The sequence below is a fragment of the Shewanella livingstonensis genome, from assembly GCF_003855395.1.
GTDB lineage: Bacteria > Pseudomonadota > Gammaproteobacteria > Enterobacterales > Shewanellaceae > Shewanella > Shewanella livingstonensis.
In genome coordinates this window covers 4,160,204-4,183,559 of the sequence record NZ_CP034015.1, presented here as the reverse complement: position 1 = coordinate 4,183,559, position 23,356 = coordinate 4,160,204, and the positions used below count along the sequence as shown (strand labels likewise).

Sequence of the window (23,356 nt, the reverse complement as noted above, 5' to 3'; positions counted from 1 at the left end):
GTTTTTTTTGATAGTTAAATAGATAATTAATACTTCGCGGATTTAGTAAATTTGTCTATTTAGATGCAAAAGGATTAGCAGTGAAGTCTAACATGGAGTCCGATTTGAAAGTTAAGAATAAGTTTGGACACTTAATGAAACTGGCCATTTTATCTGGTTCAGAAATAGCAGTAAGAGCTCACTTGAAAGTAGCTCTTACTGCTAATCTCAAAGATAATAATGGTGCAACCCCTTTAATGCTTGCCGCTAGTAAGGGACTTCACGATATCTGTCAGCTGCTTTTATTGGCTGGCGCAGATACAGAGATTGAAGATAATAAAGGCCAGAAAGCTAAAGATTACGCTAAAGAAAATATGTATTATGATATTCATGATACTTTGGTGAGTCATCTCAATCTCAAAGCACCTAAGAACGTAGATGTAGCTTATCCAAGAGAAGTTGCTCAACCTAACAAGGTTTCTGAAATAACTCTGATAAATCCTGAAACTGAGAGTCAGACATATATTGATTTATCCGGGGCTTTAGATATCCCTAGTGATAAAGAAAGCTTTAAAAATATTACCCCAAATACTCAAGATACAGCTCCTATAAATTCAAATAAGCATAGGTCAATAGAGACCTTCCCAACAACGTTCATTAGTCTTGACGGCGTTGGTGAACATGAAGATAGCGATGGATGGGTCATCCTCACAGATATAGATAAACCAGAGGAAAATTTTGAGAGTAAGGCTTCAGCTCAGGTAGCTCAGAATCATATCAGTAACCACTTTCTTGTAGACAACAGAGAGGATTGGTCAGACATTATTATTGATTTGCCTGAGATAGAAAGCTTTAATACCGATCTTTTCAGAAGCAAATCTATTCATGATGGTTTCAGGGAATTCTTTTCTTTAGTAATTAACACAGGGTCTATTTGTGAACGGCAGCTAATTAGCTCTGTTTCTAGCATCTATGAGTCAAAGTTATTTCGCGAAATACTTAACTTAAAAGGAGTAAAAAACAGCGACAATTTTAAAGTTGATCAGGATAATACAATTCTCCAACAATACGATGAAAAATTAGCTCATAAAGTCTTTCATTGTAAGCAAATCCTTCAAATGTCCGGTATTACTATATTGGATGACTTTTTTGAAATAATTCCCGAAAGTGATCACATCTCAATTGATGAAGAGCATTCCACAAATGAAGCTGTTGAATTATTAGAACACACTTTGTTTAGTCGTGATGATCCTACAACATACTACCTAGCTGGTTTACCGAAAAGAGCTATTTTAACTAGGGTTCAAGAAGCTGAGATAGGTAAGCTTATAGAGTCTGGATTGAAGCGGATCATGCAGGCTTTAGCTAATGCTCCAACCACACATAAGTATATTCTTAAAATCTATAATGAGGCCGTGAATGCTGACGAACCTGCTTCTGAGTTAAAGAAATATATCACCGGATTAAATGATACATTTACTCAAGATGATGAACTTCTCAATGAAAATGATTTAGATGATGAGCCGTTAGAACATTCTTACCCATTTGAGAGGATTTTTCAGCATATAAAAACTCTTAAAATAGAGTTGGCAGAAATTAACACGTGTGAGGTTAATGTCGTAAGCTCTAGTTTTATAAATGTTTTTGAGAATTTAATCCTTACAGAAAATGTATTAGAAAATTTAATATCCAGTTGTGCCAACGAAATTGAACATTCTGATCTGGCTGATAATGTGTCTGTTAGTTGTGAATTAAAGAATAAGATACTGAAAGACGTTTACGATGGGCAGAGAATATGCTCTGCCGCAAAGAACGATATGATATTAGCTAATCTAAAATTGGCAATAACTATTGCGAATAAATATCAAGGAAGAGGGATTGACCTATTGGATCTAATCCAAGAGGGTAATTTAGGACTAATGAAAGCTGTGGATAGGTTTAACTACAAGCTTGGTTACAAATTTTCTACTTATGCAACTTGGTGGATAAGGCAATCTATTACCAGATATATTGCTGATCAAGCTAAGACAATTCGTATACCCGTTCATATGATCGAGCTAATTAATAAATACAGCTCGGTATCCCAATCATTATTTTCTCTTTATGGACGAGAGCCTACTTTTGACGAATTGGCATCTGTTCTTGAGATCTCCGGTCAACAGCTAGAGCGATTACAGAAATCTCTATATTTAGAGTCTGATGATGAAAATCAAAAGGTTGAAGAGTATTTAACTGATGACGCTGACAATCCTGAGGAAATACTGATTTCTCAGGATAGAGATATGCACATACATAAATTACTTGAAGAGTTAAAAGATAAAGAAAAAAACATCTTAAAACTAAGATTTGGTATTGATAACGAGGATGATTTTACTCTTGAAGAAGTTGGTTCTAGGTATGGTGTTACTCGGGAAAGAATCCGGCAGATTGAAGCAAAGACATTGAAGAAGATAGCTCATGTTTCTCGTTCGAACCACCTTAGAGATTTTTTAGGAATGGAAGCGATTGATGAATATATTGCTAGGGACGATAAATATATATGAATGGCTCAAGAGATGCTCCACCTAGAGCTGGTGCAATGGTAGAAGCTTTAAGAGGATTGGGTTATACGACAGCATTGGCATTAGCTGACATTGTTGATAATAGTATTTCTGCTAAAGCGAGCAAAGTAGAAATTAACTTCATCTGGGCTGCTAGCCTAAGTCGAATTGAAATTATTGATAACGGATCCGGAATGGATGCTGAAGGTCTTGATAAGGCTATGCGACTTGGGGAGTTAAACCCTCTTGATGATCGTAATAGTAATGATTTAGGGCGATTTGGATTAGGATTAAAAACTGCATCCTTTTCTCAATGCAGAAGTCTAACTGTAGCAACTAGCTGTAATAGACAATTTAATTCACTGCGCTGGGATTTAGATATACTAGCAAGTAGCGATAGATGGCAGCTTTTAGAGGGGCCAGCGAAAGGCAGTGAAATGTTTATTACAGAGCAGAGAAGTAAAAAGCAAGGTACCTTAGTATTATGGGAGAAATTAGATCGTATAGTCTCTAAGGGGTTCACTTCACAACACTTTTTAGATTTAATAGATAAAGTAGAGCGACATCTAGCAATGACTTTTCATCGTTACTTAGATGATAAATTGAATAAGTTCGAACTATATATCAATGGTGCCAAAGTACGTTCTTGGGACCCTTTCCTACGGGGGCATCCTGCCAAGGCTTGGAATTCTCCTTTGGCTTATTTTAGTCCGACCAAACGAGATGTAAGCGTAGAATGTCATGTTTTACCTCACCAAGATAGACTCAGTGATAAAGAGTTTGAGTTAGCTGGTGGACCAAATGGCTGGACTGCACAGCAAGGTTTTTATGTGTATAGAAATAAACGATTGTTATTGGCAGGAAGCTGGCTCGGATTAGGTAAAGGTCGAGCCTGGACAAAAGAAGAGGCTCATCGGCTGGCTAGAATACAACTTGATATTCCCAATACTGAGGATTCAGAGTGGGAAATTGATATTCGAAAGGTTTCAGCAACTCCGCCAGTGGCGGTTAAAAAGTGGTTAATGCAGTTAGCTGAAGATACTCGTTCTCGTGCCCGAAAAGCCTTTGCTGCTCGAGGTAAACCTAATCGAGGCGGTAAAGCTCAACTTGTAATTCAAGCATGGAAAACTGAGCAGAAAGCTGACGGTGTTCGATATCGTATTGATGAGAACCATCCGGCAGTGAGAGCTGTATTAGATGATGCAGGAGCAATGCTTCCTCAAGTTAAGATTATGCTAAGAGTGCTCGAAGAGACTATTCCTGTTCAGCGAATATGGCTTGATACAGCTGATAATAAAGAAATCCCTAGAAAAAAATTTGAGGGTGAAGCCTCACAGGAAGTTATTAGCATACTTCAACTAATGTACAGTAATCTAACACAGAAAAAAGGGTACAGTGCTGAAGCGGCCAAAGATAAGTTACTTGCAACAGAACCTTTTCATGATTACCCAGAACTTATTTCATCTTTAAAAAAAGAGCTATGATTGCTCAAGGAAAATTTAATGGCATTGAATACAGTTGATCTCAAAGTTTTAGCATTTGTACAAAATTTGCTTGAGGATGAAGTGGATGTTAACCCTTCTATGATTGAAGAGAAAATAAGTATAGCTCTTTCAATAAAAAAGGAATGGTCTGAAACCTTAAATCGCGATGCTGTGATCGCTGAGCTAATAAGAAGGGCTAGTACTTGGGTCGGAGATAATGCAACTCTTGTTAACAACGAAGGGCATATACCTTGGTTGAATCAGGATCGAAAACAGAGTTGGCGTTATTGGCAGAGGTATAGGGAGCTTCAGGAAAAGAAATTGTCATGGAACATCGTAGAAGGTCTTAATAAATCAACAGATCAAATATTGTCTAATTTAGAAGACCCCAATAGAGATGGGCCTTGGGATAGGAGAGGTTTAGTTGTTGGGCATGTGCAGTCGGGAAAAACAGGTAATTATACTGGACTAATTTGTAAAGCTGCTGACGCTGGTTATAAAATTATTATTGTTCTGGCCGGTATGCATAACAACCTTCGCTCACAGACTCAAATTCGCTTAGATGAAGGTTTTCTTGGTTATACAACAAGCCTTATCGAAGATGAAATACATGCTGTCGGAGTTGGACTTATTGATAAGGATCCTTTTATCAGGCCCAACTTTGCAACTAATCGCTCTGAAAAAGGTGATTTTAATATTAAAGCAGCTAAACATCTTGGTATTTCACCGGAACAGCGCCCGTGGTTATTTGTAGTCAAAAAAAATAAATCAGTATTGGAAAGGCTACTTAAGTGGATTGAGAATCATGTAGCAAATACAAAAGACAAGGATACAAACCGAAAAATTGTCACTCATTTACCGTTACTAGTTATAGATGATGAAGCTGATAATGCTTCTGTTGATACCGGTGAGCAGCAATTTGATGAGAGCGGTTTGCCTGATTTGGAGCATCAACCTAAGACAATAAATAGATTAACCCGACAAATATTACATACTTTTACAAGAAGTGCTTATGTGGGGTACACCGCAACACCATTTGCCAATATTTTTATTCACGAACGAGGTCAAACCATTAAAGAAGGGCCAGATCTATTCCCTACGGCCTTTATTTCAAACCTTTCAGCATCGTCTAATTATGTTGGACCCGCGAAGATTTTTGGGATTAACTCTGAAAATGGAAGAGAGGGGGGATTACCTTTAACTCGGCAAGTAAAAGATCATTGTTCTTTAGATGAAAAAACTGGTTGGATGCCAACTAAGCATAAGAATGGTTATATTCCTGCTTGCGAAGAAGATCATGGGATACCTGCTTCCCTTAAACAAGCTATTGAATCTTTTGTTTTGACGTGTTGCATTAGGCGTTTAAGAGGACAAAAAGACGATCATTGTTCCATGCTCGTACATGTGACAAGGTTCACTTCTGTCCAAGGCGTCGTTAAAGAGCAGGTTGAAGGTTATGTTGAATGGCTGAAGCAACGATTAGTCCGTAAGATAGACTACTCAACAGTAATAGAAAATCTTAAATCCTTATGGGAAGAAGACTTCGTACCTACGTCTGAGAAAATATATAAAGTCAATTCTGAATTAGCGAGTAAAAACCTAATTACTTGGGCACAAATAGAAGATGATTTACCTTCTGCAATTTCAGAAATCGAAGTTAGAGCTATTAATGGTTTTGCCAAAGAAGCGCTTGATTATGCCGATTGTGCTGTTGGGCTAAAAGTTATAGCTATCGGTGGAGATAAGCTTGCAAGGGGATTGACCTTAGAAGGTCTTTGTACAAGTTATTTTCTCAGAGCTTCTCGTATGTACGATACCCTTATGCAAATGGGCCGCTGGTTCGGTTATCGCCCCGATTATTTGGATCTTTGTCGTTTATATACGACTGATGAGTTGGTTGAGTGGTTCGAGCACATCGCAGATGCTTCAGAAGAACTTAGAGAAGAATTCGATTTAATGAAGGCCTCTGGAGCAACTCCTCGCGAATATGGCCTTAAGGTAATGTCTCATCCGGTATTGATGGTTACATCTAGGCTAAAAATGCGAAGCTCCAAGAGTCTTTACCTTTCATTTAGTGGTCAATCGGTTGAAACAGTTTCATTACTTAAAGATCAAGCTTCATTAAGATCAAATTTGAATGCATTTGAACAACTTATTCTGGGTATGGGTTGTTCAGAAGCCGTTCCCGAACGAGACCGAAAAGGATCGCCTGGCCGGCAGTGGTTAAATGTCCCGGCTGACTTGATTATTCAATTTCTTGTTGATTATAAAACTCATCCAGCAGCCATGAAAGTTAATAGTAAAGTGTTATCAGATTTCATACAAAGTTTGACTATGCAGGGAGAGCTCACCTCTTGGACTGTAGCTATTATGACCAAGAAGCAAAATAAAGATAAGTCAGTCCCATGTTTTTTTCTCGAAAACAAATATGAGATTCCATTGGTTACAAGAAAACATAAAGGTAACTCTGAAGATAGATATTCAATAGGCCGTTTACTATCTCCAATTGACGAGGGTGTTGACCTAGATGATAACGCTTGGTTGGAAGCACTAAAGCTAACCCGCACAGCAGGGGTGAATGATCCTGGACGAACAAGTAATGAGCCTGAAAGCAAAGAACCTGCAAATCCGAGCGGCCCAGCAATTAGAAAGATTAGGGGCTTCGGGGCTGTTGGTGTTCCTAAAAATCCTCAGCGCGGGTTATTGTTAATCTACCTTCTAGATCCATCAGAAATTAAAGATTATTCCGATATTTCTATTCCTGTGGTTTCTTTTGGGATTAGTTTTCCGGGAAGTGATAGTGGAACAAAAGTTAAATACGAAGTGAATAATGTACTGTGGGAACAAGAATATGGCTCAGAATATTGAAGATGAAATAAAGGCAGCATGGAGTGCTTTAGCCGAAGTAAATCAATCTTCTGGTTGGCAAGCTGTTTTCGTCACAGCTTCTAGTGGCTGTAAGATAATGGCTGGGCGACATTATCCCGAAAATGAGGAAGCATTGATAATAGGTTTTAAATTAGAGTCTTCTCCAAACTCAAAGCAACTACCAAAAGGAAAAGGATTCCATGTAGAAAGCATCTCAGATGCTAGTTTAGATTCCAATTATAAATGGATTGGGCTCATTAGGACATCTTCTGGAAGTCTAGAGATATTTCTTGGAATGATTAGAGATATCATGAATATTCTCATAAAAAAATCCGAACTATCTCAGAGTAATATTTTTAGTCTTTTTATTGGAAGGATAAGAGCTTGGCAAGAATTTATGAGTCGATCTCAAAAAACATTAAGCTCTGAGGCTGAGATTGGTCTTTATGGTGAACTAGTTTTTTTAAAGTATCTACTCTTGAATGGTGTCGAGCCATTAAGTGCCTTAAAAGCATGGTTTGGCCCAAGCGGTGGACTACAAGACTTTATCTTTGAGTATGGGGCAATCGAAGTTAAATCAACTCTTGCAGAAAAGGGTTTCCCTGCAAAAATTCTTTCATTAGAACAGCTGGATGATTCAATTATAAATCCTCTTTACTTCGGTGCTGTCCGACTAAATATTCAGACTGGTGGTGTTAGCCTACCTAAGTTGGTTGAAATAATAAGTGAAATTTTATTTTCACAACCATCACTCCAAGAGGAGCTTTTGAGTCGTTTGTTGATTGCGGGCTACCATGAGAGTCATCAGGAAAGTTATACAAGATGTTTTGTGGTGAAAGAAATACGCATTGTGCTTGTGGATTCTAATTTCCCTCGTTTAATTCCTGCAAATGTACCTACAGGGGTTAAATTCGCCAAATATGAAATTGATATAGATGATTTGGTATGTGTTGATGTGCCATTGAATATAGTTTTAAATAAATTAGATGTGAGTCAAATATGGAATTAATTGATTTTCTTAGACAAACTAATGCAGAAGTTCGAGAGTTATTGAATGAAAGACTTGCAATACCAGGAGAGCCGTATCCATATCCAGAATCAGTTTTTACAGAAGTAATAATGCAACATATGTACGATGTCGGTATGACATTTGAGCCTGTTGTTTGTCATTTTGATGCAAAAGTGGGTAATACAAATGTTCGTATGAGTGGCTATGCAATGTCTGACGAACTCGACCAGTTAGATCTTTTTGTAAGTCTTTACTCAGATGTAGATGAAATCGTTTCTGTGACAACATCTGAAGCAGCTAAGGTGGCTGATTATTGCCTTCGTTTTGTATCTAAATGTGCCGAGAAAAAGCTAGCGAAGCAAATGGATGATTCCAGTGAAGCTTTCCTATTAGCGCAAGCAATTGAAGATAACTATTCTACTCTAGAGCAAATTCGAGTTTATGTGTTAACTGACAGAGTCTTGAATGCCAAGTCAAAGCAGTTCCAATCGAGAGAAATACAAGATAAAACAATCAAGCTTGAGGTAATGGATGTTGAGCGATTGTATAGACACCTTTCTGAAGGTAAGCCTCGAGATGAACTCACCGTTAATTTCGAAGAGGTTGCTGGTGGGCCTCTCCCATGTGTGTGGGTTCCAGGTCAAATGAGTGAATATGATTATGCTATGACAGTAATCCCGGGTGAGGCGCTTCGGTTTATTTATGATAAGTATGGCTCTAGAATTCTTGAAGCAAATGTTCGCTCTTTCTTGAGTGTTACCGGAAAGGTAAATAAAGGAATTAGGGATACTCTTAGGAATGAACCAGAACGTTTCATGGCTTATAACAATGGTTTAGTAATCGTTGCAGATGAAGTTCATTTAGGTAGAGCTGCTGATGGGAGTCCAGGTATTACTTGGTTGAAAGGAATGCAGATTGTAAATGGCGGCCAAACATCAGCCTCATTATACTTTACACAAAAGAAATACAATGATGTCGATTTGTCTAGGGTTAGAATTCCTGCCAAATTGATAATTTTGAGAGCTAGCAATTCACAAGATGAAGAAAAATTGATAGCGGATATTTCCCGTTATGCAAATAGCCAAAATGCGATTAAACAATCTGATTTTGCTGCTAATGACAAGCTACATGTGACTTTAGAGAATCATGCGCAATCAACTTATTGCCCTGATGGTGTTGGACGTTGGTTCTATGAGCGTGCTGCAGGAAGTTACAAGGTCATGATTGAGCGCGAAGGTACAACATCTGCTAAGCAAAAAAGCCTTAAAGCTTCGATGCCACCAGCAAGAAAAATAACCAAACCAGATATGGCAAAATATTTAAATATATATGCCTTAAAGCCACATATAGTATCTTTGGGGGCTCAAAATAATTTTCAAAAATTCATGGATTCAATATCTACGTATAGATGGCCATCAGGGAAGGAACTTCCTACGTTAAGTGATTATAAAAGTCTCGTTGCGCAAGCAATACTCTTTAATACAACGCAGAAAATCATACGAACAAAATATAAAGCTTTTCAAGCCAACATAACGGTTTATACGCTTTCTATTATATTCTTGAAGTTAGGTTCAAAAATTAATTTCAATTCTATATGGGAAAACCAAGGTATATCCCATTCATTTCAGCAATTAATAGTAAACCTATCTGAAGAAGTTCATGCAGGACTTCATAAGTCAGCAAATGAAAGAATGGTTTCTGAGTGGGCAAAAAAAGAAGAATGTTGGAAAATTATGCAAGAAGTAAAGTATTCATCATCTATATTTATGATTACAGCACCAGAAATTAAAAGCATCAAAGATTAACTTTGAAGCAAAAACATGGAATAAGCAATAAAAATTTGCCTATTTCATGTTCTTTATTAATTTCTATTGAGTAGATTCAGAATGACGACACTAATTTTCTTTGCCAATAGTGGCGGTACAGCATTTCCTACTTGGTGGAACTGTTGTGTCCTATTGCCTTGAAAGAAGTAATTATCAGGGAAGGTTTGTAATCTAGCAGCTTCCCTGACGGTAAGGCTGCGACATTGTAGTGGATCGTAATGAATAAAGTAGTGTCCATCTTTCGAAATATGGCTAGTTATTGTAGTGGATGGTGCTTTACTAAGCTGGACTCTGAACCTATCTGAGAATTTCCCACTTTCCCAGTTTTTATGCTCAGGCCGTAAACCCGGCAAATCAAACTCTTTATGCCCCTTCGGTGATTTTCCAAACACTTTTGCAAAACATGCCGCATATCCATAACGACCTAAGTCGCTATTCATGTGTCCACGAGTTTCATTGTTAAGCCAAACATTTAATTTTGAATCTAGATACCATTCATCAAGATACGGTATCTCAGTCGAACCGTTACCGGATGACTTTGGATACCTTATACTGCCAGGAGAGCCATTTTTGGTAATGTATTTGGCTGTTTGTGAGAGTTCTACAGCAAGTTTTTTACTGGTGGTTGAATTTGCCAAAGCTTTAAGCTGTGCTTCAATACAAGCTTGCCAAGCTTCTGCAGAATCAGGCCCTTTACTGAGTTTGCTTCGTAGTTCTGGAAGGTTACCAATCACCTCATCAACTGTCACTGAATCGTGCTTTGTTAACGATTCAAGCACACCAGAGATATCATCTCTGATACCTACAAGTATTACACGGTGCCGTGCTTGTGGGATCCCGAACTCCTCAGCTTTAATAATAAATCTTTTGGGATCTAATAAACTGGGATCATTTCCTTTTCTAAAGATTTGGTTATCAACTAGTGAACATATTCTGTATGTATGGCCTGATTTTGAGGCTTTAAGAGCGGCGTCGGGATCTACTAGGTCATTAAGTATTTCGTCAAATATTCTTTTACCTCCTACTTTGGCCGACAGGATCCCTTTTACATTCTCCATCACAAAAATGGCAGGATGATATTGTTGAATAATCCTTAAATATTCTTTGTATAGAAAATGACGATGATCCTCTTCAGCTTTATATTCTGCATTTCCTTTATTTCTCGCTCGGCCCACTAAAGAATATGCTTGACATGGAGGGCCACCGATTAGAACCCAAGGTTTATTCGTATCTAGGTTATTTTCGATAATTTGGTCTAGTTCTGTATTGCCTTCAGGGGAGCCTAATGTGATTTGGCGAGCTTCTAATCCTGCCTGTTCCCATTCTTTTATAGTTTTAGATGTATGGGGTTTATCAGTCTTACCGTTACAAAAGTCATAATAATCCTGTAACCCTTCAGTATTTTCTCTGAGTAATATCCTGAAGAAGGCCCGAAGTCTAAGTGTTTCATGAGCCGAAGAATCTTTTTCTGCAGATACGATAATGTTGAAGCATTGATTATTTTTAAGTGATGAAAAACCTTCGCCAAGACCACCTGGGCCTGCGAATAAATCGATAATTGGTATTGGTGAATTAGACATTTTAATCATTACATCTTGGAAATATTAGAATAGCCAGGATACCAGGATAATGATGCTTATACTAGTCTATCAAATACTCAATGTTTCAGGTATTAGCTAACTGTATGACCTTGTTGACAAGTAAGACTCTCCAAAAAAGTTCTTATATCTTCGAACAATTCACTTTCAAAAATTATGTCACCATCAGAACTGTAGATTTCTGGATGTGTTTCATTACTTTCGTTTGTGGCTCCTTGGATTAAGTAACGGCTGTTTGAGTCTTCACGTTCGGCAGGGGCAGCGTGATCAACCCATAAGACGTAGTACTGTGAGCCGATACTAAAGTAAAAGCTTGGGCTTACATCGTTGTGCCAACTTTTATCTTTAAGATAAGGGTAATCGTTTAGATTGAAACCTAAGTCAAAATCATTACCAAATTCGTTTTTGAATAACATCAATCAGCATCTCCTTAATGACAGGTAATAGTCATTACCTTTAAAGCTAAATATTTAGAATAGTGCTGTTCTCCCCCCCTAGTTTTCTGCACATTTTCTAAGTTCTCATAATACAGCTTCTCAAAATCCATTGTAGACAGTCTGTTATTATTACCATTACATTGAACTGTTAATTCGCCTACCTATTTCAGGCATAGCTCATGCGAAACCACCCAACTCTAATCCTTTAACATACTCAACGAAGCTTTCTGCTTTACCTGATTCACATAATTGTTGGGGTGTTAAATTGCCATAAGCCGGCAATGGTTCGCTTTTAAACCAGCTTAAAGCTGCTTCAGCGCCACCAGACCAAGCCAATAATAAGGGAACTAGGTAGTCTTTTTCGTTCTGAGACAAAAACGGGTCTATCGCGATATCTAGCTGGTTACGTTTATTATGGCTAGTTGTCATAATTGCTCCTTAGAGCATAGTCTAACTGAGTTTGGTTCTAATCTTGTATCTCTAACAACTCACCGATCTCTACATTTAAGTACTTGCAAAGCGTTTCAATCACATCAAGCTCAACTCGAGTCGCGGTGTCATTGTAAAGACGAGTTATTGTGCCTCTATTGATATCAGTGTCTCTGGCAACATCTGAAACTTTTAACCGTTTTTCTCCGAGAATCCTTGAAAGATTACACTTCAAAATATACTCCCATAAAACAAAATGTTCTCCTGCAGATAAAAAATGCTTGCAAAAGATAATAAATGAGCATAAATTTGTTCTATAGGAGGTTAAAGGGGCTTCCTATGGAATCAAATGACCTATCGGAGAGTATATTATGTCTAATACTTATTTAACAGCAGAAGAGCTTTCTTCACGCATTAAATATGATGCAAGAACCATTCGCGATCAATTGAAAGATGCCATTTTACTCGAAGGAGTGCATTACATCCGACCATTTGGTGGCCGCAAAATTTTATTTATTTGGGAAAGTGTTGAGCAGTTAATGTTGTTCGGTTACTCCGACATTTTACCTACTAAGTAGAGGAGGGCGATTAGATGGGCACAATAAATACACGAAGCAACAAGTTGCAGATTGATTTTAGGTACAGAGGTATACGTTGTCGCGAGATGACAACCCTTGAAGATAATGCCGCAAACCGTAAAAGGGCTACCGCAGTGTTAAAGCGAATTGAGGCAGAAATACATTTGAATCAATTTGAATACGCTCGGCACTTCCCTAACAGCAAGCAGGTCAAAAAATTTCAAGAATACGACCGTATGACAGCAATAAAACAAGCCGGCTCAACACCTTCTGTTAGCGAGTTTATAGCGCAATGGTTATTGGAAAAACGACCTGAGTGGCGTCCATCGCAGTTGAGGACAATCGAAGATATTTTAGAACTTTATATTATTCCTCGATTTAGTGATCACAACATACAGGCAATCACTAAGGCCGAAATATTAAAGTTTAGGGCTGATTTAGTCGATGGCCAAGCTTTTGGCAAAGCGTTATCCGCCTCTCGCATCAACCAAATTTTATCACCTTTGCGGGTGGTGCTAAATGATGCTTCTGAGCGATATGATTTTGTGAGTCCTTGGAAGTCTATTAAACCATTGCCGGTAAATCGTAAGCCTGTTCACCCTTTTACACTTGATGAAGTGTTTAAATTTTTAGAGTTTGTTAGGCCTGATTTTCGTTGTTACTTTTTAGTGCGCTTTTTTACTGGTATGCGTACCGGTGAGATAGATGGCCTGCAGTGGGAAAATGTTGACTTTGTTCGACGACAAATTTTAATCCGTGGGTCCTGGGTGAGAAATAAGCTTGGTCCAGTAAAGACTAAAACATCCCTAAGAGAGATCGATATGAATGATTTAGTTTTTGAAGCATTAACCCTGCATGCAAAAAAGTCGACAGGTAAAGGCTTTGTATTTCAAACCGCTTGTGGCATGCCCATGAATAATAAAAACATGTCTTATCGTGTTTGGTACCCGACGTTGAATATAGCTAAGATCCCTCAGCGAAATCCTTATCAGACCCGCCATACAGCAGCTACGTTGTGGTTGGCCTCTGGCGAGTCTCCTGAGTGGATTGCACGGCAAATGGGGCATGCTAATACCAACATGTTATTTACGGTTTACTCGCGGTATGTGCCCAATTTAACTCGTCGAGACGGCAGTGCATTTGAAGCATTTTTAAATCAAAAAATTGAGGAAAAAAACCTATGAATCGTAATACATGCACTAATCTAGCTTATTACTTATGCCAACGTTTTTACTGCCAACCAGCAGGTCGAGAATTGATATGTTTACTCGGAATGGCTAGCCAAAAAACTAATCATTCAGCGCTCGTAGACTGGATTGAGTCTATCGACCCTAAGACCGAAGTCCCTGATATTCTGTGGTGGGAGCATAAGCTTAAACGGCAATTAGAATCTAATGGGTATTTATATTGAAGCATAATAATGGCCATTAACATTTAACTTCAATAAGCAAAGTGCACCGTCAACATTGACCGGTGTATTTTGCTTATTAAAGTCTGGCCTGTCGCGCTATAGCATCGTTACTTACAGTTAATGTGGAATAGTATGTAAAAAACATATTGACTAAGAATGACGCTCAAGAATATATATATAATGTGTGCCCTGCTGGGGCTATTACATTAGTGTCCATATTTTTAGTTCCGAAAAAATTTCAATATTGAATTACTTTAATTTAACCATTAAGTTATAATTTACTAATTAAGAGCAGTTTGTAAAATGCACAACATCTGTTCGGTAAATGTTCTCTCTGATTATTTCTCGGAGAATATATCCGTGCGAGTTAGATTCTATTCTAACTCGCATTTAGACTCCCAAATTAGTCGAGATAAGAACTAACTCCCTTAATTAAAAGTAATACGCTACGCTGATGTTGAATCGTTTGTCCCAATCATCACCTACTTCAGGTAGGCCAACATGATAGTCGTTTGATGAGAAGGTCATGTTTTTACCCATGATGAAGTCAACTTGCGTATAAGTTGGGCCTGCTGAAATCGCAGCACCTAATACATTTTGCATGCTGTTATCGTAGGTTTCGTCGTCAACGTCAGGTGTCATCAAGCCGAAATCATTATAAAACTTCACACTACCCCATTCGGTTGAAATAGTTTTTGCTAGATTGATATTGTATATCTGTCCTTTAGAGGCGATATCATATTGGGCTCCGACTACAGAGACTCCAATTTTGTTTGAATCCAAACTATCCTCTGCATTATATTCATATTCCATTGCCTGCAGTTGTAGATTCCAGCCATTGAATTTGCTGTCTATGTGAGCAGCAATAGCGTATCTATCTCCAGAGTTTCCTGTTTCGGTATTGTAGATTTGGCCCGCTTCAACTGAGCCACCGAAAGTGGTTGAACCGCCTGCGTGTTTCACGGTGTAAGCCTGACGCAAGTTAAACTGATTAGTCTCTTCGCTATTATTTGCTGTACCAGCTTCGCCATCGTCATAGAGATCTGCTCCATAACGTTTAGTTATACCAGCACCATATTCGGCATTTTTGTAGAAGGCAATATCTGAGTGCCAACCATTCTTTTCAAATGTAGCTTTTGCACCGATATCATAATCATCTTCAAAACCAAGATAGTATGGAAGACCAAACCAATAGCTATTTGAAATGTATCCGATGTTACCAAAAGGGACTTGGTTAATACCGAATTGTATTTGCCATTCAGGATTTATATCGTAAAAACCATAACCGTATTTAATATAGTTATCATAAGAGGTAAAGCGATAGTCTGATTTTAATCCCCAGTTACCCAATTTCCCGTCAAATCTGAGTGATGCCATATCAAAAGTAAGATCACCAACTTTATCTTTTGAACTCTCACTGTAATCTTTATATGCGTAGTTTATACGAACTGCGCCATGAATATTAATGCCATCTTCTTGTTCATCAGCAACTGTATTAAAACTACTTAACAAAATAGCGCTTGTGATAAGTGATAAGTAGAACTTTTTATTTTTTCTCATATTCATAATTCCCCAATGGATTGTTAAGGTTATTTTGTGATATTTAATTAAAGTTAATATTTTTGTTGAGTATTTATAATGTAAAACTCCTTCATCACGCTTTGGTATTAAATTAATTCCGCATAAAAACTAGCGCTCAAAAAAACTATTCGAACGGTATTAAATTTTTTATAAGTGGTTTTAGCTAAATCTTAATTATCTTTTAAATGATTCCGAGCTGGTTACCTCTAATGCTAAGCCTTTAGTTTCTGGTGCCATGAACACAGAAATTATTAATCCAAATAATGAAATGGCTGCTCCAACTAATAATGTTGAAGATATACCGTAAGTAGCCATGAAAAGAGGTAAAGCATAAGTTGAAACAATAGTTCCTATGCGACTAACAGACATTACAGCGCCAACCGCAGAAGCTCTAATTTCAGTTGGAAATAGTTCATTTGGATACAACCATTGTAATATTCCAGGACCACCTGAAAAGAATGCATAAGTTGCGAAAGCTCCAATAATTAGCCAAACACTAGGATCTGGCACTATACCTAATAATGCGAGGGCGGCAGTCATAATGCCAAAACTACCAATTAATAGTGGCCTACGGCCTATTGAATTAAGCCAATACATAGCGGGAATACAGCCAGCCATAAAAAATAGACTGATGACTATGTTGCCAAGACCCGCATCTTTACCATTAGAAAAGCCAAGAAGTTCAATGATTTGTGGTCCAAAAGTATAAATGGCAAACATAGGGATTACTTGGCAAGTCCAAATAATGCCAACAAAAATAATTCTTTTTAAATATACCGGTTGAAATAGTTTACTGTACTTAGTTTCCTCAGCAGATTCATGACTGATGTGAACGTCAGGGCCAAAGAAGGTTTCCATCGTTTCTTTACATTCTTTAATACGTCCTTTCTTAAGTAACCATCTAGGTGATTCAGGTAAGTGAAATCGACCGAATAATATTATTAAACAAGGAATTATGGCACTACCAAACATCCATCGCCAACCGTCTTGTACATCATATAACAGGTAACCAACCATGTTGGCTGCAGTCGCTCCTACATACCACATTGCCGCTATAAACCCCATGGTGAATGCACGTTTTTTTGTGGGGGAAAACTCAGCGACCATAGATGTTGCTATGGGGTAATCAGCACCGATAACGATACCTATTAAGAATCTTAGTACTACGAGTTCGATAGCAGAGGAAATAAACATAGTTGCAAAAGAAAGTATTGCTATGGCAATAATGTCTATCATAAACATTAGTTTACGACCAAATATATCAGCGACATATCCAAATACAGAAGTACCAATAAGTAACCCTGCTAATGTGGCTGCGCCTACTAAACCTATCCATTGAGCATCAAGCTCAAGGGCTGGTGTTAATTGTTGTAATGCAAGGCCAATAATAACCAATACGTAGCCATCTAAGAAAGGACCTCCACTACCCCACAACATTATTTTTCGGTGTAATGGTGTGAATTCCATATCATCAAAATTCGTTTTTGGTTTCATGTGATATACCACTCAATAATATTATTATAAAGCTATTTAATAGCTTTGGTGGATGAAAAAGCGCACCCAAACTTATGTCTGTAACGAAAGCTAATAATACCAATTACAAATATTAAAACGGTGATATATACGGTGTATTAACATTTGTGATTAGTATTAATATTAATTATTTGATCTACATTCGACTTTTTTGTTTTATTTGATATTTAAAAGTAAATAGATTTTTTGTTGTTTAATTAAAAAAGCCCCAGAGTTTAATTTTAAACTCTGTGGCTTATATTTTATTACCCGTAGCGATACTCAATTCCAAACGTTCCGCGCGGATATTCCCACTTTTCTAAAATAGTGTCGCCACATAAGAATTTGCATGTGCCACACTCTAAACAACCTGCTGAATCAAATCTAACACTGCCATCTTCATCTAATTTATATAGTCCAGCTGGGCAGGCATTAATTAATTTTCGATATTCATTCATATCAGGGTTATCTTTTAAGATAATATGTTGATGCCCTTCGTCAACATGAAATTTATTAGTAGCTAGTTTGACATCGACATTGACTATTTCACTCATATTGAGGTCACTCCTTTAATTCCATCTTTGATTAGGTTCATATAGCCCACTTCTTTACAATGTTTCATAATTGTTTTTCTAAGTGGTTGGGATGCTGATCCATCTACGGTAAACATACTTTGCATTATGTCAGCTACCATTTTGGGATATTGGTTGAAGATACGAGGGTTTCCCATGAATTCAGGGAGATTTTTATAAAGTTTAAGATCTTTCATAATGAAGCTGTCTTCTAACAAGCTTTGATAAGAAGATAAGCCTTCGGCACTAAAATCATTATTTTCACGTGCAGTGAGTACTGCTTTGGCCGCTGCTTCACCTGATGCGATAGCTAGGTCCATACCGCGAACGGTATAACCTATATTTAAGCAAAATCCTGCAGCATCGCCAGTGATTAATACCCCATCACCGACTAGTTGAGGGACCATATGAATGCCCGCTTCAGGTACCACATGTGCTGAGTATTCGAGTAATTTTCCACCTTCAATAAGCGGTTTTATCATTGAATGATTTTTAAAGTCTTCTAGCATTTGGGGAACGGTTTTACTGGAGGTACCAATATCGTGTAGTCCGCAAACAAGTCCTAATGACACACTGGTTTTATTGGTATAAATGAAACCGCCACCCATAAGACCATTTGCTGGGGAACCTGCAAATAACCAAGCGCAACCTTCATCATTATTAAGGTTGAAACGATCTTGAATAACTTCTTGCGGTAGTTCAATGAGTTCTTTAACACCAACAGCCATTACATCTGCTTTAACTTTAGGTTTTACCATTCCAAGTTGTTCAGCCAGTACTGGATTTACACCTTCAGCTAAAATAACTGATTTAGACAACAATTCATCGCCATCTGCTTTTACGCCAATGACTTTACCGTCTTGAGTTAAAATTTCATCAACTCGAATACCCGTAATAAATTGTGCACCAACTTCTTCTGCTTTAGCCATTAACCATTGGTCAAAGTCACCTCTAAGTAAGGTATAAGATTCTTCTACAGAGGTTTGCTCGCGGCCATTATGGTAGTCGAGAGTAACGCCGGTATCGTCGGTTAAAAAAGTAACTTTTTCTTTAGTCACTTTTCTTTCTAATGGCGCTTCTTTAGCAAAGCCAGGAATAATGCTTTCTAGACTATGAGCGTATAAACGGCCACCGGTCATATTCTTGCTTCCAGCGTAGTTTCCGCGCTCGATTACAAGAACATCAGCTCCCGCTTTTGCAAGAACGTAAGCAGCAACACATCCTGCTAGTCCCGCTCCTACGATAATTGCGTCAAATGATTCTTCTGACATATTCGTCACTCTCTAATTAAATTTGGCTATTCGCCTCAATATTTAGTAGTTGTTTGAGGCGATTGAAATAACAATAAAAATTGCGATTCAGTTAGGCTTTAAGTGCATTAATGAGTGCTGGCATAACTTTGTTGATATCGCCAACGATGCCGTAATCAACATATTGGAAAATAGGTGCATTTTTGTCTTTGTTTACAGCAAAGATAGTTTGTGAACCTAATGCGCCAACCATGTGTTGAATCTGTCCTGAAATACCTAATGCTAAATAGATTTCTGGCTTTAACATTACACCTGAAACTCCGATATAGCGTTCGCGGTCCATCCACTTTTCTGTTTCAGCAATTGGGCGAGAACAACCAAGCTCTGCACCGATGATTTCACTAAGTTCAGAGGCAATCTGTAGATTGTCTTTACTGCCAATACCACTCCCCACACCAATGACGCGTTTGGCTTTACCTAGATCAACGCTTTCACCTTGTTTTGCTCGACGCTCAATGCACTTAATAGGGGTTTTAGGTTCAACAAAGGCTACGTTCACAGCTTCGCCAGTATTGTTGGTGTCAGCTACTTGTGCTTCAAATACGCCGCTACTGAGTGTCATAATTGCAATAGGGCTATTGATTTTCTCTTCCGCGATGGCCAAACCACCGTAAGCCATGTGCTTAGCACATATTCCATTATCTATATTGATTTCGGTTACGTCGTTAACTACGCCAGCTTGCAATTGAACGCCTAATTTACTGGCAAGTGCTTTGCAACGTTTGTTTGCGGCAAGCAGCATTAACGTGTTTGTGTCTGTTGAGCTAGAGATAACCTTTGCAATGGTGTTGCTATAATCTTCAGTTATTTTTTGACTGTCTTTGTCACCCAGGCAATAAACATGAGTTGCGCCAAAAGAATAAGCTCTATTGATATCCGCTTCTGTACCAATAACAAAAGCTGAAACTTTTTCACCTAATGCTACTCCCGCTGCGATTATCTCTGGTAAACGGGAAGCGATATCGCTAAATACCCAGATATTAGATAGTTTGCTCATCATTATTCCTTAATTATTTAAGTGCTTTACGTAAGTGTTCTGCGAACTGGGCAATTTGTTGCTCATCATCACCTTCAATAACGATGTTTTGCCGCGTCTTTTGCTTAGGTGCAATAACAGAAACAAGCTCAACTAATTCAGTGATATCAGAGAGATCTAAATCAGCAGCACTTAAGACCGTAACGGGCTTTTTAGCTGCGGCCAGAATTGTTTTCATTGATGGGATTGTCGGTTCGTTAATATCAGCAGAAACAGATATAACAGCAGGCAAAACTAACTCTAAAACTTCAACTTCATTGTCTAATGCTCTTTCAACGATGAGTTTTCCTGGTTCAGCGGAGATGATTTTGCTAACAGCATTGATGTTAGCAACGCCAAGTAACTCACCCAGTTGTAAGCCCACTTGTTGCGCATAAAGGTCACTAGAACCATCACCACAAATAATAAGATCAAACCCCGTCTTTTGTGCTGCAGCCATTAATATTCTGGCTGTTTGGTGTGGTAAAAGCTGTTCGAACTTGTCGTCAATCACGACGGTTAAATCATCTGGTCCACGAGAAAGCACGTCTTTACGTGCTTTTGGGTTTGTTAGTGCTTTACCGCCGACACTCATAGCAGTAATACTGCAGTCATCAATTAAACCTTTAAGCTGAACCCCTGTTTCCACAGCGCAAAGATCAAAAGGGTTAATTTTAGGCGCAGCCTTGCTTATATCTAAGTTGCCGTCAGCATTTATTGCGATATCTTGCTCTTCAGGCACTAATTTGTAACACGTAATAATTTTCATTATTTCTCCCGATCGATATTAAGTACATAATCAAAAGTTAATTAATACATTGCTAAAATGTTTGTTAATAACTCAATAATAATTAGTAATTGCTTAAATGTAGATTTAAAACTTAAGCTATATAAACGTAAGCTATATGTAAGTTGTGTCTATGCAATTATTTAAAGTGAGATAATTATAGTTATATAGATGACATCACGAATGTTAGATGGGTCACACAACTAGTCTGCTCACTTCTCAGTCTTTCTAACAGTAACATTAGATACACTAATACTAACTATTTTAGAAGTTGAGTTGATACTTCTTAAACTGTTTAAATAATAAATTTTGGTTAATTCTAATGATAGTATTAGCTAAGCTTTAAACTATGGCATAAGTAATTCTAATGTCGTCATTAGAATTTAAATAAAATCCTTTTTAATTGGTTTTAATAATGATTCCATGAAAAAACTGTTTTTGTTTTATTCTCTTATGATATTGTTTTTGTAGTATTTTTTGTTTTTGTTTTTGGTTTTTTTAGTGTCCATTGAATATATATTATAAGGCTGTGACATTCGGTTTTAACAGTTTGTTATACATTAAAATCAGTAAGTTGTTTCTATTTTAATTGAACGTGATAACGATCACTGTATGTGGATGGTGCTACTGTCATTATTCTTTCGCAAATTAACTTAACGTAAGTTATTAATTTTTGGTTGTTAGATAAATTAATAAATTCTGTTTTTAAACATTAGTTGTTTTTGTTTTATATATTTAATTAGAATTAAATAACGTTGATCCGATAGCTACTCTGCTTAAAACATTAACTATTATCCTCCTAAAATAGAGAGGGAGAATTATTTCGATGAATAAAAAAATTATGGATGTAAAAGCCACAGAGGTAAATAAGAAAAAGGTCACCATTGACCCGAAAATCTTTTTTCCTTCATTGCTTATCGTCATACTGCTTTCTTACTTAACCGTAAGAGACCTTGACGCGGCAAATCTTGTTATTAATCAGGTGTTTGGTTACTTGACTCACTCATGGGGTTGGGCATTTGAGTGGTACATGGTTGCTATGGCTGTAGGTTGGGCCTGGCTGGTCTGGGGACCTTATGCAAATAACCGTTTAGGTCAGGAAACACCTGAGTTTAGTACCGGAAGTTGGATCTTTTTGATGTTCGCCTCCTGTACATCTGCAGCGGTACTGTACTGGGGTTCATTAGAATGTTTCTATTATGTGACTTATCCTCCTTTCGAACTAGAGTCCCTCTCTGTTCCTGCTAAAGAGTTAGGCCTTGCATATAGTTTATTCCATTGGGGTCCACTTCCTTGGATGGGTTATGGCTTCTTAACGGTTGCTTTGGGTTATTTCTTGTTTGTTAAGAAAATGGATGTTGTACGTCCAAGTGGTACGTTAGAACCCGTATTAGGCAAGTTCCATAAAGGTTTCGTCGGTACTATTATCGATAATATCTATGTGGTTGCTCTAATCCTTGCCATGGGTACCAGTCTCGGTTTGGCTACGCCTCTGGTGACTGAGTGTATCGAATGGTTGTTCGGCATTCCACGCACCATTGAAGTCGATACTATCGTCATCTCAGTATGGATTATTTTTAATGCGGTGTGTGTGGCTTTTGGTTTAACCAAGGGAATTAAGCTTGCCAGTGATCTACGTAGTTACTTAAGTATTATCATGCTTGTTTGGGTGTTCTTAATTGGCGCAACTAGCTTTACCGTTAACTACTTCACTGAATCTGTGGGTGTGATGCTCGATTACTTGCCTCGCATGCTTTTCTATACCAGTTCGATCAGTGAAAACAGCTGGCCACAAGATTGGACCGTGTTCTACTGGGCATGGTGGGTCGTATACGGTATCCAGATGTGTATCTTCCTCGCTAAGATCTCTCGTGGTCGTACTGTGCGTCAGCTTTGTTTAACAATGGTAGGTGGTTTGACTGCTTCTACTTGGTTCCTTTGGACCATTCTAGGTAGTAACACCATGAATTTGATGAATGAAAATATCATCAATATGCCTAAACTTATTGCAGAGCATGGTGCCCCGAGAGCGATTATCGAAACTTGGGCCGCACTACCATTCAGCACTATCACTATGTGGGGATTCTTCATCTTATGTTTCCTTGCAACAGTTACCCTTATTAATGCCTGTTCTTACACTTTAGCGATGTCTACCTGTAAAGGTGCTGATGCCGATAACGAACCGCCTATCTGGGTTCGTGTTGGTTGGTCTGTGCTTGTCGGTATTATTGGTATCTTGTTGTTGTCATTGGGTGGGCTTAAGCCTTTACAGACAGCCATTATTGCCGGTGGGGCACCGTTAATTATCGTCAACATTTTGATTATTATCTCTTTCTTGAAAGATGCTAAGAAAAATAAATGGGCACCTCTACCAGATAAAAAATCGAACCAAGATTAAACCGATTAATTAAGAGAAAAGG

At 37.9% G+C, this 23,356-nt stretch carries 19 protein-coding genes; 9 read left to right on the top strand and 10 right to left on the bottom strand.

Annotated features, from left to right (window positions below):
* The first annotated feature begins 104 nt into the window (after positions 1–104).
* The 5 genes from EGC82_RS18170 to EGC82_RS18150 are packed head-to-tail and all read left to right on the top strand — an operon-like array spanning position 105 to position 9,685.
* A complete protein-coding gene (locus EGC82_RS18170) occupies positions 105–2,522 on the top strand; it encodes a sigma-70 family RNA polymerase sigma factor (RefSeq protein WP_164839161.1) in 2,418 nt (805 codons plus the stop codon).
* Between the two features lie 35 nt (positions 2,523–2,557).
* Positions 2,558–4,003 (top strand): ATP-binding protein, encoded by a 1,446-nt coding sequence (locus tag EGC82_RS18165; protein ID WP_124732002.1) that lies wholly within the window; start codon positions 2,558–2,560, stop codon positions 4,001–4,003.
* Positions 4,004–4,021: 18 nt separating this feature from the next.
* A complete protein-coding gene (locus EGC82_RS18160) occupies positions 4,022–6,871 on the top strand; it encodes a Z1 domain-containing protein (protein WP_124732001.1) in 2,850 nt (949 codons plus the stop codon).
* Complete coding sequence (locus tag EGC82_RS18155; protein WP_164839160.1) at positions 6,855–7,880, top strand: PD-(D/E)XK motif protein; 1,026 nt, start codon at positions 6,855–6,857, stop codon at positions 7,878–7,880. Before EGC82_RS18160 ends, EGC82_RS18155 begins: the two co-directional genes overlap by 17 nt.
* Positions 7,871–9,685 carry an AIPR family protein gene (locus EGC82_RS18150; protein ID WP_124731999.1) on the top strand — a complete coding sequence of 605 codons (1,815 nt, stop codon included), beginning with the start codon at positions 7,871–7,873 and terminating at the stop codon, positions 9,683–9,685. The genes EGC82_RS18155 and EGC82_RS18150 overlap by 10 nt, the downstream gene beginning before the upstream one ends.
* A 56-nt stretch (positions 9,686–9,741) precedes the next feature.
* Here EGC82_RS18150 and EGC82_RS18145 read toward each other — a convergent pair whose 3' ends face one another.
* From EGC82_RS18145 to EGC82_RS18130, 4 genes are all read right to left on the bottom strand, one after another.
* Entirely contained in the window at positions 9,742–11,286 is a 1,545-nt protein-coding gene (locus EGC82_RS18145) for a DNA cytosine methyltransferase (protein WP_208646906.1), read from the bottom strand.
* 92 nt (positions 11,287–11,378) lie between these two features.
* Positions 11,379–11,720: a hypothetical protein gene (locus tag EGC82_RS18140; protein WP_124731998.1), complete on the bottom strand. Its 342-nt coding sequence runs from the start codon at positions 11,718–11,720 to the stop codon at positions 11,379–11,381.
* Between the two features lie 198 nt (positions 11,721–11,918).
* Positions 11,919–12,170: a hypothetical protein gene (locus tag EGC82_RS18135; protein WP_124731997.1), complete on the bottom strand. Its 252-nt coding sequence runs from the start codon at positions 12,168–12,170 to the stop codon at positions 11,919–11,921.
* 37 nt (positions 12,171–12,207) lie between these two features.
* Complete coding sequence (locus tag EGC82_RS18130; protein WP_283104478.1) at positions 12,208–12,405, bottom strand: helix-turn-helix domain-containing protein; 198 nt, start codon at positions 12,403–12,405, stop codon at positions 12,208–12,210.
* Between the two features lie 136 nt (positions 12,406–12,541).
* Here EGC82_RS18130 and EGC82_RS18125 point away from each other — a divergent pair, with 136 nt between their 5' ends.
* Genes EGC82_RS18125 through EGC82_RS18115 form a run of 3 tightly spaced genes read left to right on the top strand, consistent with a single transcriptional unit; the run spans position 12,542 to position 14,159 of the window.
* The gene (locus EGC82_RS18125) at positions 12,542–12,748 is read left to right on the top strand and encodes a hypothetical protein (RefSeq protein WP_124731995.1); all 207 of its coding nucleotides are present in this window, start codon (positions 12,542–12,544) and stop codon (positions 12,746–12,748) included.
* 14 nt (positions 12,749–12,762) lie between these two features.
* On the top strand, positions 12,763–13,932 hold the full coding sequence (locus EGC82_RS18120; RefSeq protein WP_124731994.1) for a site-specific integrase: 1,170 nt from the start codon (positions 12,763–12,765) through the stop codon (positions 13,930–13,932).
* The gene (locus EGC82_RS18115; RefSeq protein WP_124731993.1) at positions 13,929–14,159 is read left to right on the top strand and encodes a hypothetical protein; all 231 of its coding nucleotides are present in this window, start codon (positions 13,929–13,931) and stop codon (positions 14,157–14,159) included. Before EGC82_RS18120 ends, EGC82_RS18115 begins: the two co-directional genes overlap by 4 nt.
* Positions 14,160–14,591: 432 nt before the next feature.
* Here EGC82_RS18115 and EGC82_RS18110 read toward each other — a convergent pair whose 3' ends face one another.
* From EGC82_RS18110 to EGC82_RS18085, 6 genes are all read right to left on the bottom strand, one after another.
* A complete protein-coding gene (locus tag EGC82_RS18110) occupies positions 14,592–15,719 on the bottom strand; it encodes a hypothetical protein (protein ID WP_415837677.1) in 1,128 nt (375 codons plus the stop codon).
* A 195-nt stretch (positions 15,720–15,914) separates the two neighbouring features.
* On the bottom strand, positions 15,915–17,234 hold the full coding sequence (locus tag EGC82_RS18105; protein ID WP_124731991.1) for an MFS transporter: 1,320 nt from the start codon (positions 17,232–17,234) through the stop codon (positions 15,915–15,917).
* Positions 17,235–17,518: 284 nt separating this feature from the next.
* Positions 17,519–17,806 (bottom strand): ferredoxin family protein, encoded by a 288-nt coding sequence (locus EGC82_RS18100; RefSeq protein ID WP_124731990.1) that lies wholly within the window; start codon positions 17,804–17,806, stop codon positions 17,519–17,521.
* Positions 17,803–19,095, bottom strand: a complete 1,293-nt coding sequence (gene fixC, locus EGC82_RS18095; RefSeq protein WP_124731989.1) for an FAD-dependent oxidoreductase FixC — start codon at positions 19,093–19,095, stop codon at positions 17,803–17,805. The genes EGC82_RS18100 and fixC overlap by 4 nt, the downstream gene beginning before the upstream one ends.
* Before the next feature lie 91 nt (positions 19,096–19,186).
* Positions 19,187–20,131 carry an FAD-binding protein gene (locus EGC82_RS18090; protein WP_124731988.1) on the bottom strand — a complete coding sequence of 315 codons (945 nt, stop codon included), beginning with the start codon at positions 20,129–20,131 and terminating at the stop codon, positions 19,187–19,189.
* Between the two features lie 13 nt (positions 20,132–20,144).
* The gene (locus EGC82_RS18085; protein WP_124731987.1) at positions 20,145–20,918 is read right to left on the bottom strand and encodes an electron transfer flavoprotein FixA; all 774 of its coding nucleotides are present in this window, start codon (positions 20,916–20,918) and stop codon (positions 20,145–20,147) included.
* Between the two features lie 844 nt (positions 20,919–21,762).
* Here EGC82_RS18085 and caiT point away from each other — a divergent pair.
* Positions 21,763–23,334 carry an L-carnitine/gamma-butyrobetaine antiporter gene (caiT, locus tag EGC82_RS18080; RefSeq protein WP_124731986.1) on the top strand — a complete coding sequence of 524 codons (1,572 nt, stop codon included), beginning with the start codon at positions 21,763–21,765 and terminating at the stop codon, positions 23,332–23,334.
* The last annotated feature ends 22 nt before the right edge of the window (positions 23,335–23,356 follow it).

Excerpts from the sequence above, each read along its gene's own strand:
- EGC82_RS18140 (WP_124731998.1), bottom strand. The coding sequence starts at position 11,720 with ATGTTATTCAAAAACGAATTTGGTAATGATTTTGACTTAGGTTTCAAT.
- EGC82_RS18160 (WP_124732001.1), top strand. The coding sequence starts at position 4,022 with ATGGCATTGAATACAGTTGATCTCAAAGTTTTAGCATTTGTACAAAAT.
- EGC82_RS18150 (WP_124731999.1), top strand. The coding sequence starts at position 7,871 with ATGGAATTAATTGATTTTCTTAGACAAACTAATGCAGAAGTTCGAGAG.
- EGC82_RS18125 (WP_124731995.1), top strand. The coding sequence starts at position 12,542 with ATGTCTAATACTTATTTAACAGCAGAAGAGCTTTCTTCACGCATTAAA.
- EGC82_RS18145 (WP_208646906.1), bottom strand. The coding sequence starts at position 11,286 with ATGTCTAATTCACCAATACCAATTATCGATTTATTCGCAGGCCCAGGT.
- EGC82_RS18090 (WP_124731988.1), bottom strand. The coding sequence starts at position 20,131 with ATGAGCAAACTATCTAATATCTGGGTATTTAGCGATATCGCTTCCCGT.
- EGC82_RS18085 (WP_124731987.1), bottom strand. The coding sequence starts at position 20,918 with ATGAAAATTATTACGTGTTACAAATTAGTGCCTGAAGAGCAAGATATC.
- fixC (WP_124731989.1), bottom strand. The coding sequence starts at position 19,095 with ATGTCAGAAGAATCATTTGACGCAATTATCGTAGGAGCGGGACTAGCA.
- EGC82_RS18155 (WP_164839160.1), top strand. The coding sequence starts at position 6,855 with ATGGCTCAGAATATTGAAGATGAAATAAAGGCAGCATGGAGTGCTTTA.
- EGC82_RS18135 (WP_124731997.1), bottom strand. The coding sequence starts at position 12,170 with ATGACAACTAGCCATAATAAACGTAACCAGCTAGATATCGCGATAGAC.
- EGC82_RS18100 (WP_124731990.1), bottom strand. The coding sequence starts at position 17,806 with ATGAGTGAAATAGTCAATGTCGATGTCAAACTAGCTACTAATAAATTT.
- EGC82_RS18105 (WP_124731991.1), bottom strand. The coding sequence starts at position 17,234 with ATGAAACCAAAAACGAATTTTGATGATATGGAATTCACACCATTACAC.
- EGC82_RS18110 (WP_415837677.1), bottom strand. The coding sequence starts at position 15,719 with ATGAGAAAAAATAAAAAGTTCTACTTATCACTTATCACAAGCGCTATT.
- EGC82_RS18120 (WP_124731994.1), top strand. The coding sequence starts at position 12,763 with ATGGGCACAATAAATACACGAAGCAACAAGTTGCAGATTGATTTTAGG.
- caiT (WP_124731986.1), top strand. The coding sequence starts at position 21,763 with ATGAATAAAAAAATTATGGATGTAAAAGCCACAGAGGTAAATAAGAAA.
- EGC82_RS18165 (WP_124732002.1), top strand. The coding sequence starts at position 2,558 with ATGGTAGAAGCTTTAAGAGGATTGGGTTATACGACAGCATTGGCATTA.
- EGC82_RS18115 (WP_124731993.1), top strand. The coding sequence starts at position 13,929 with ATGAATCGTAATACATGCACTAATCTAGCTTATTACTTATGCCAACGT.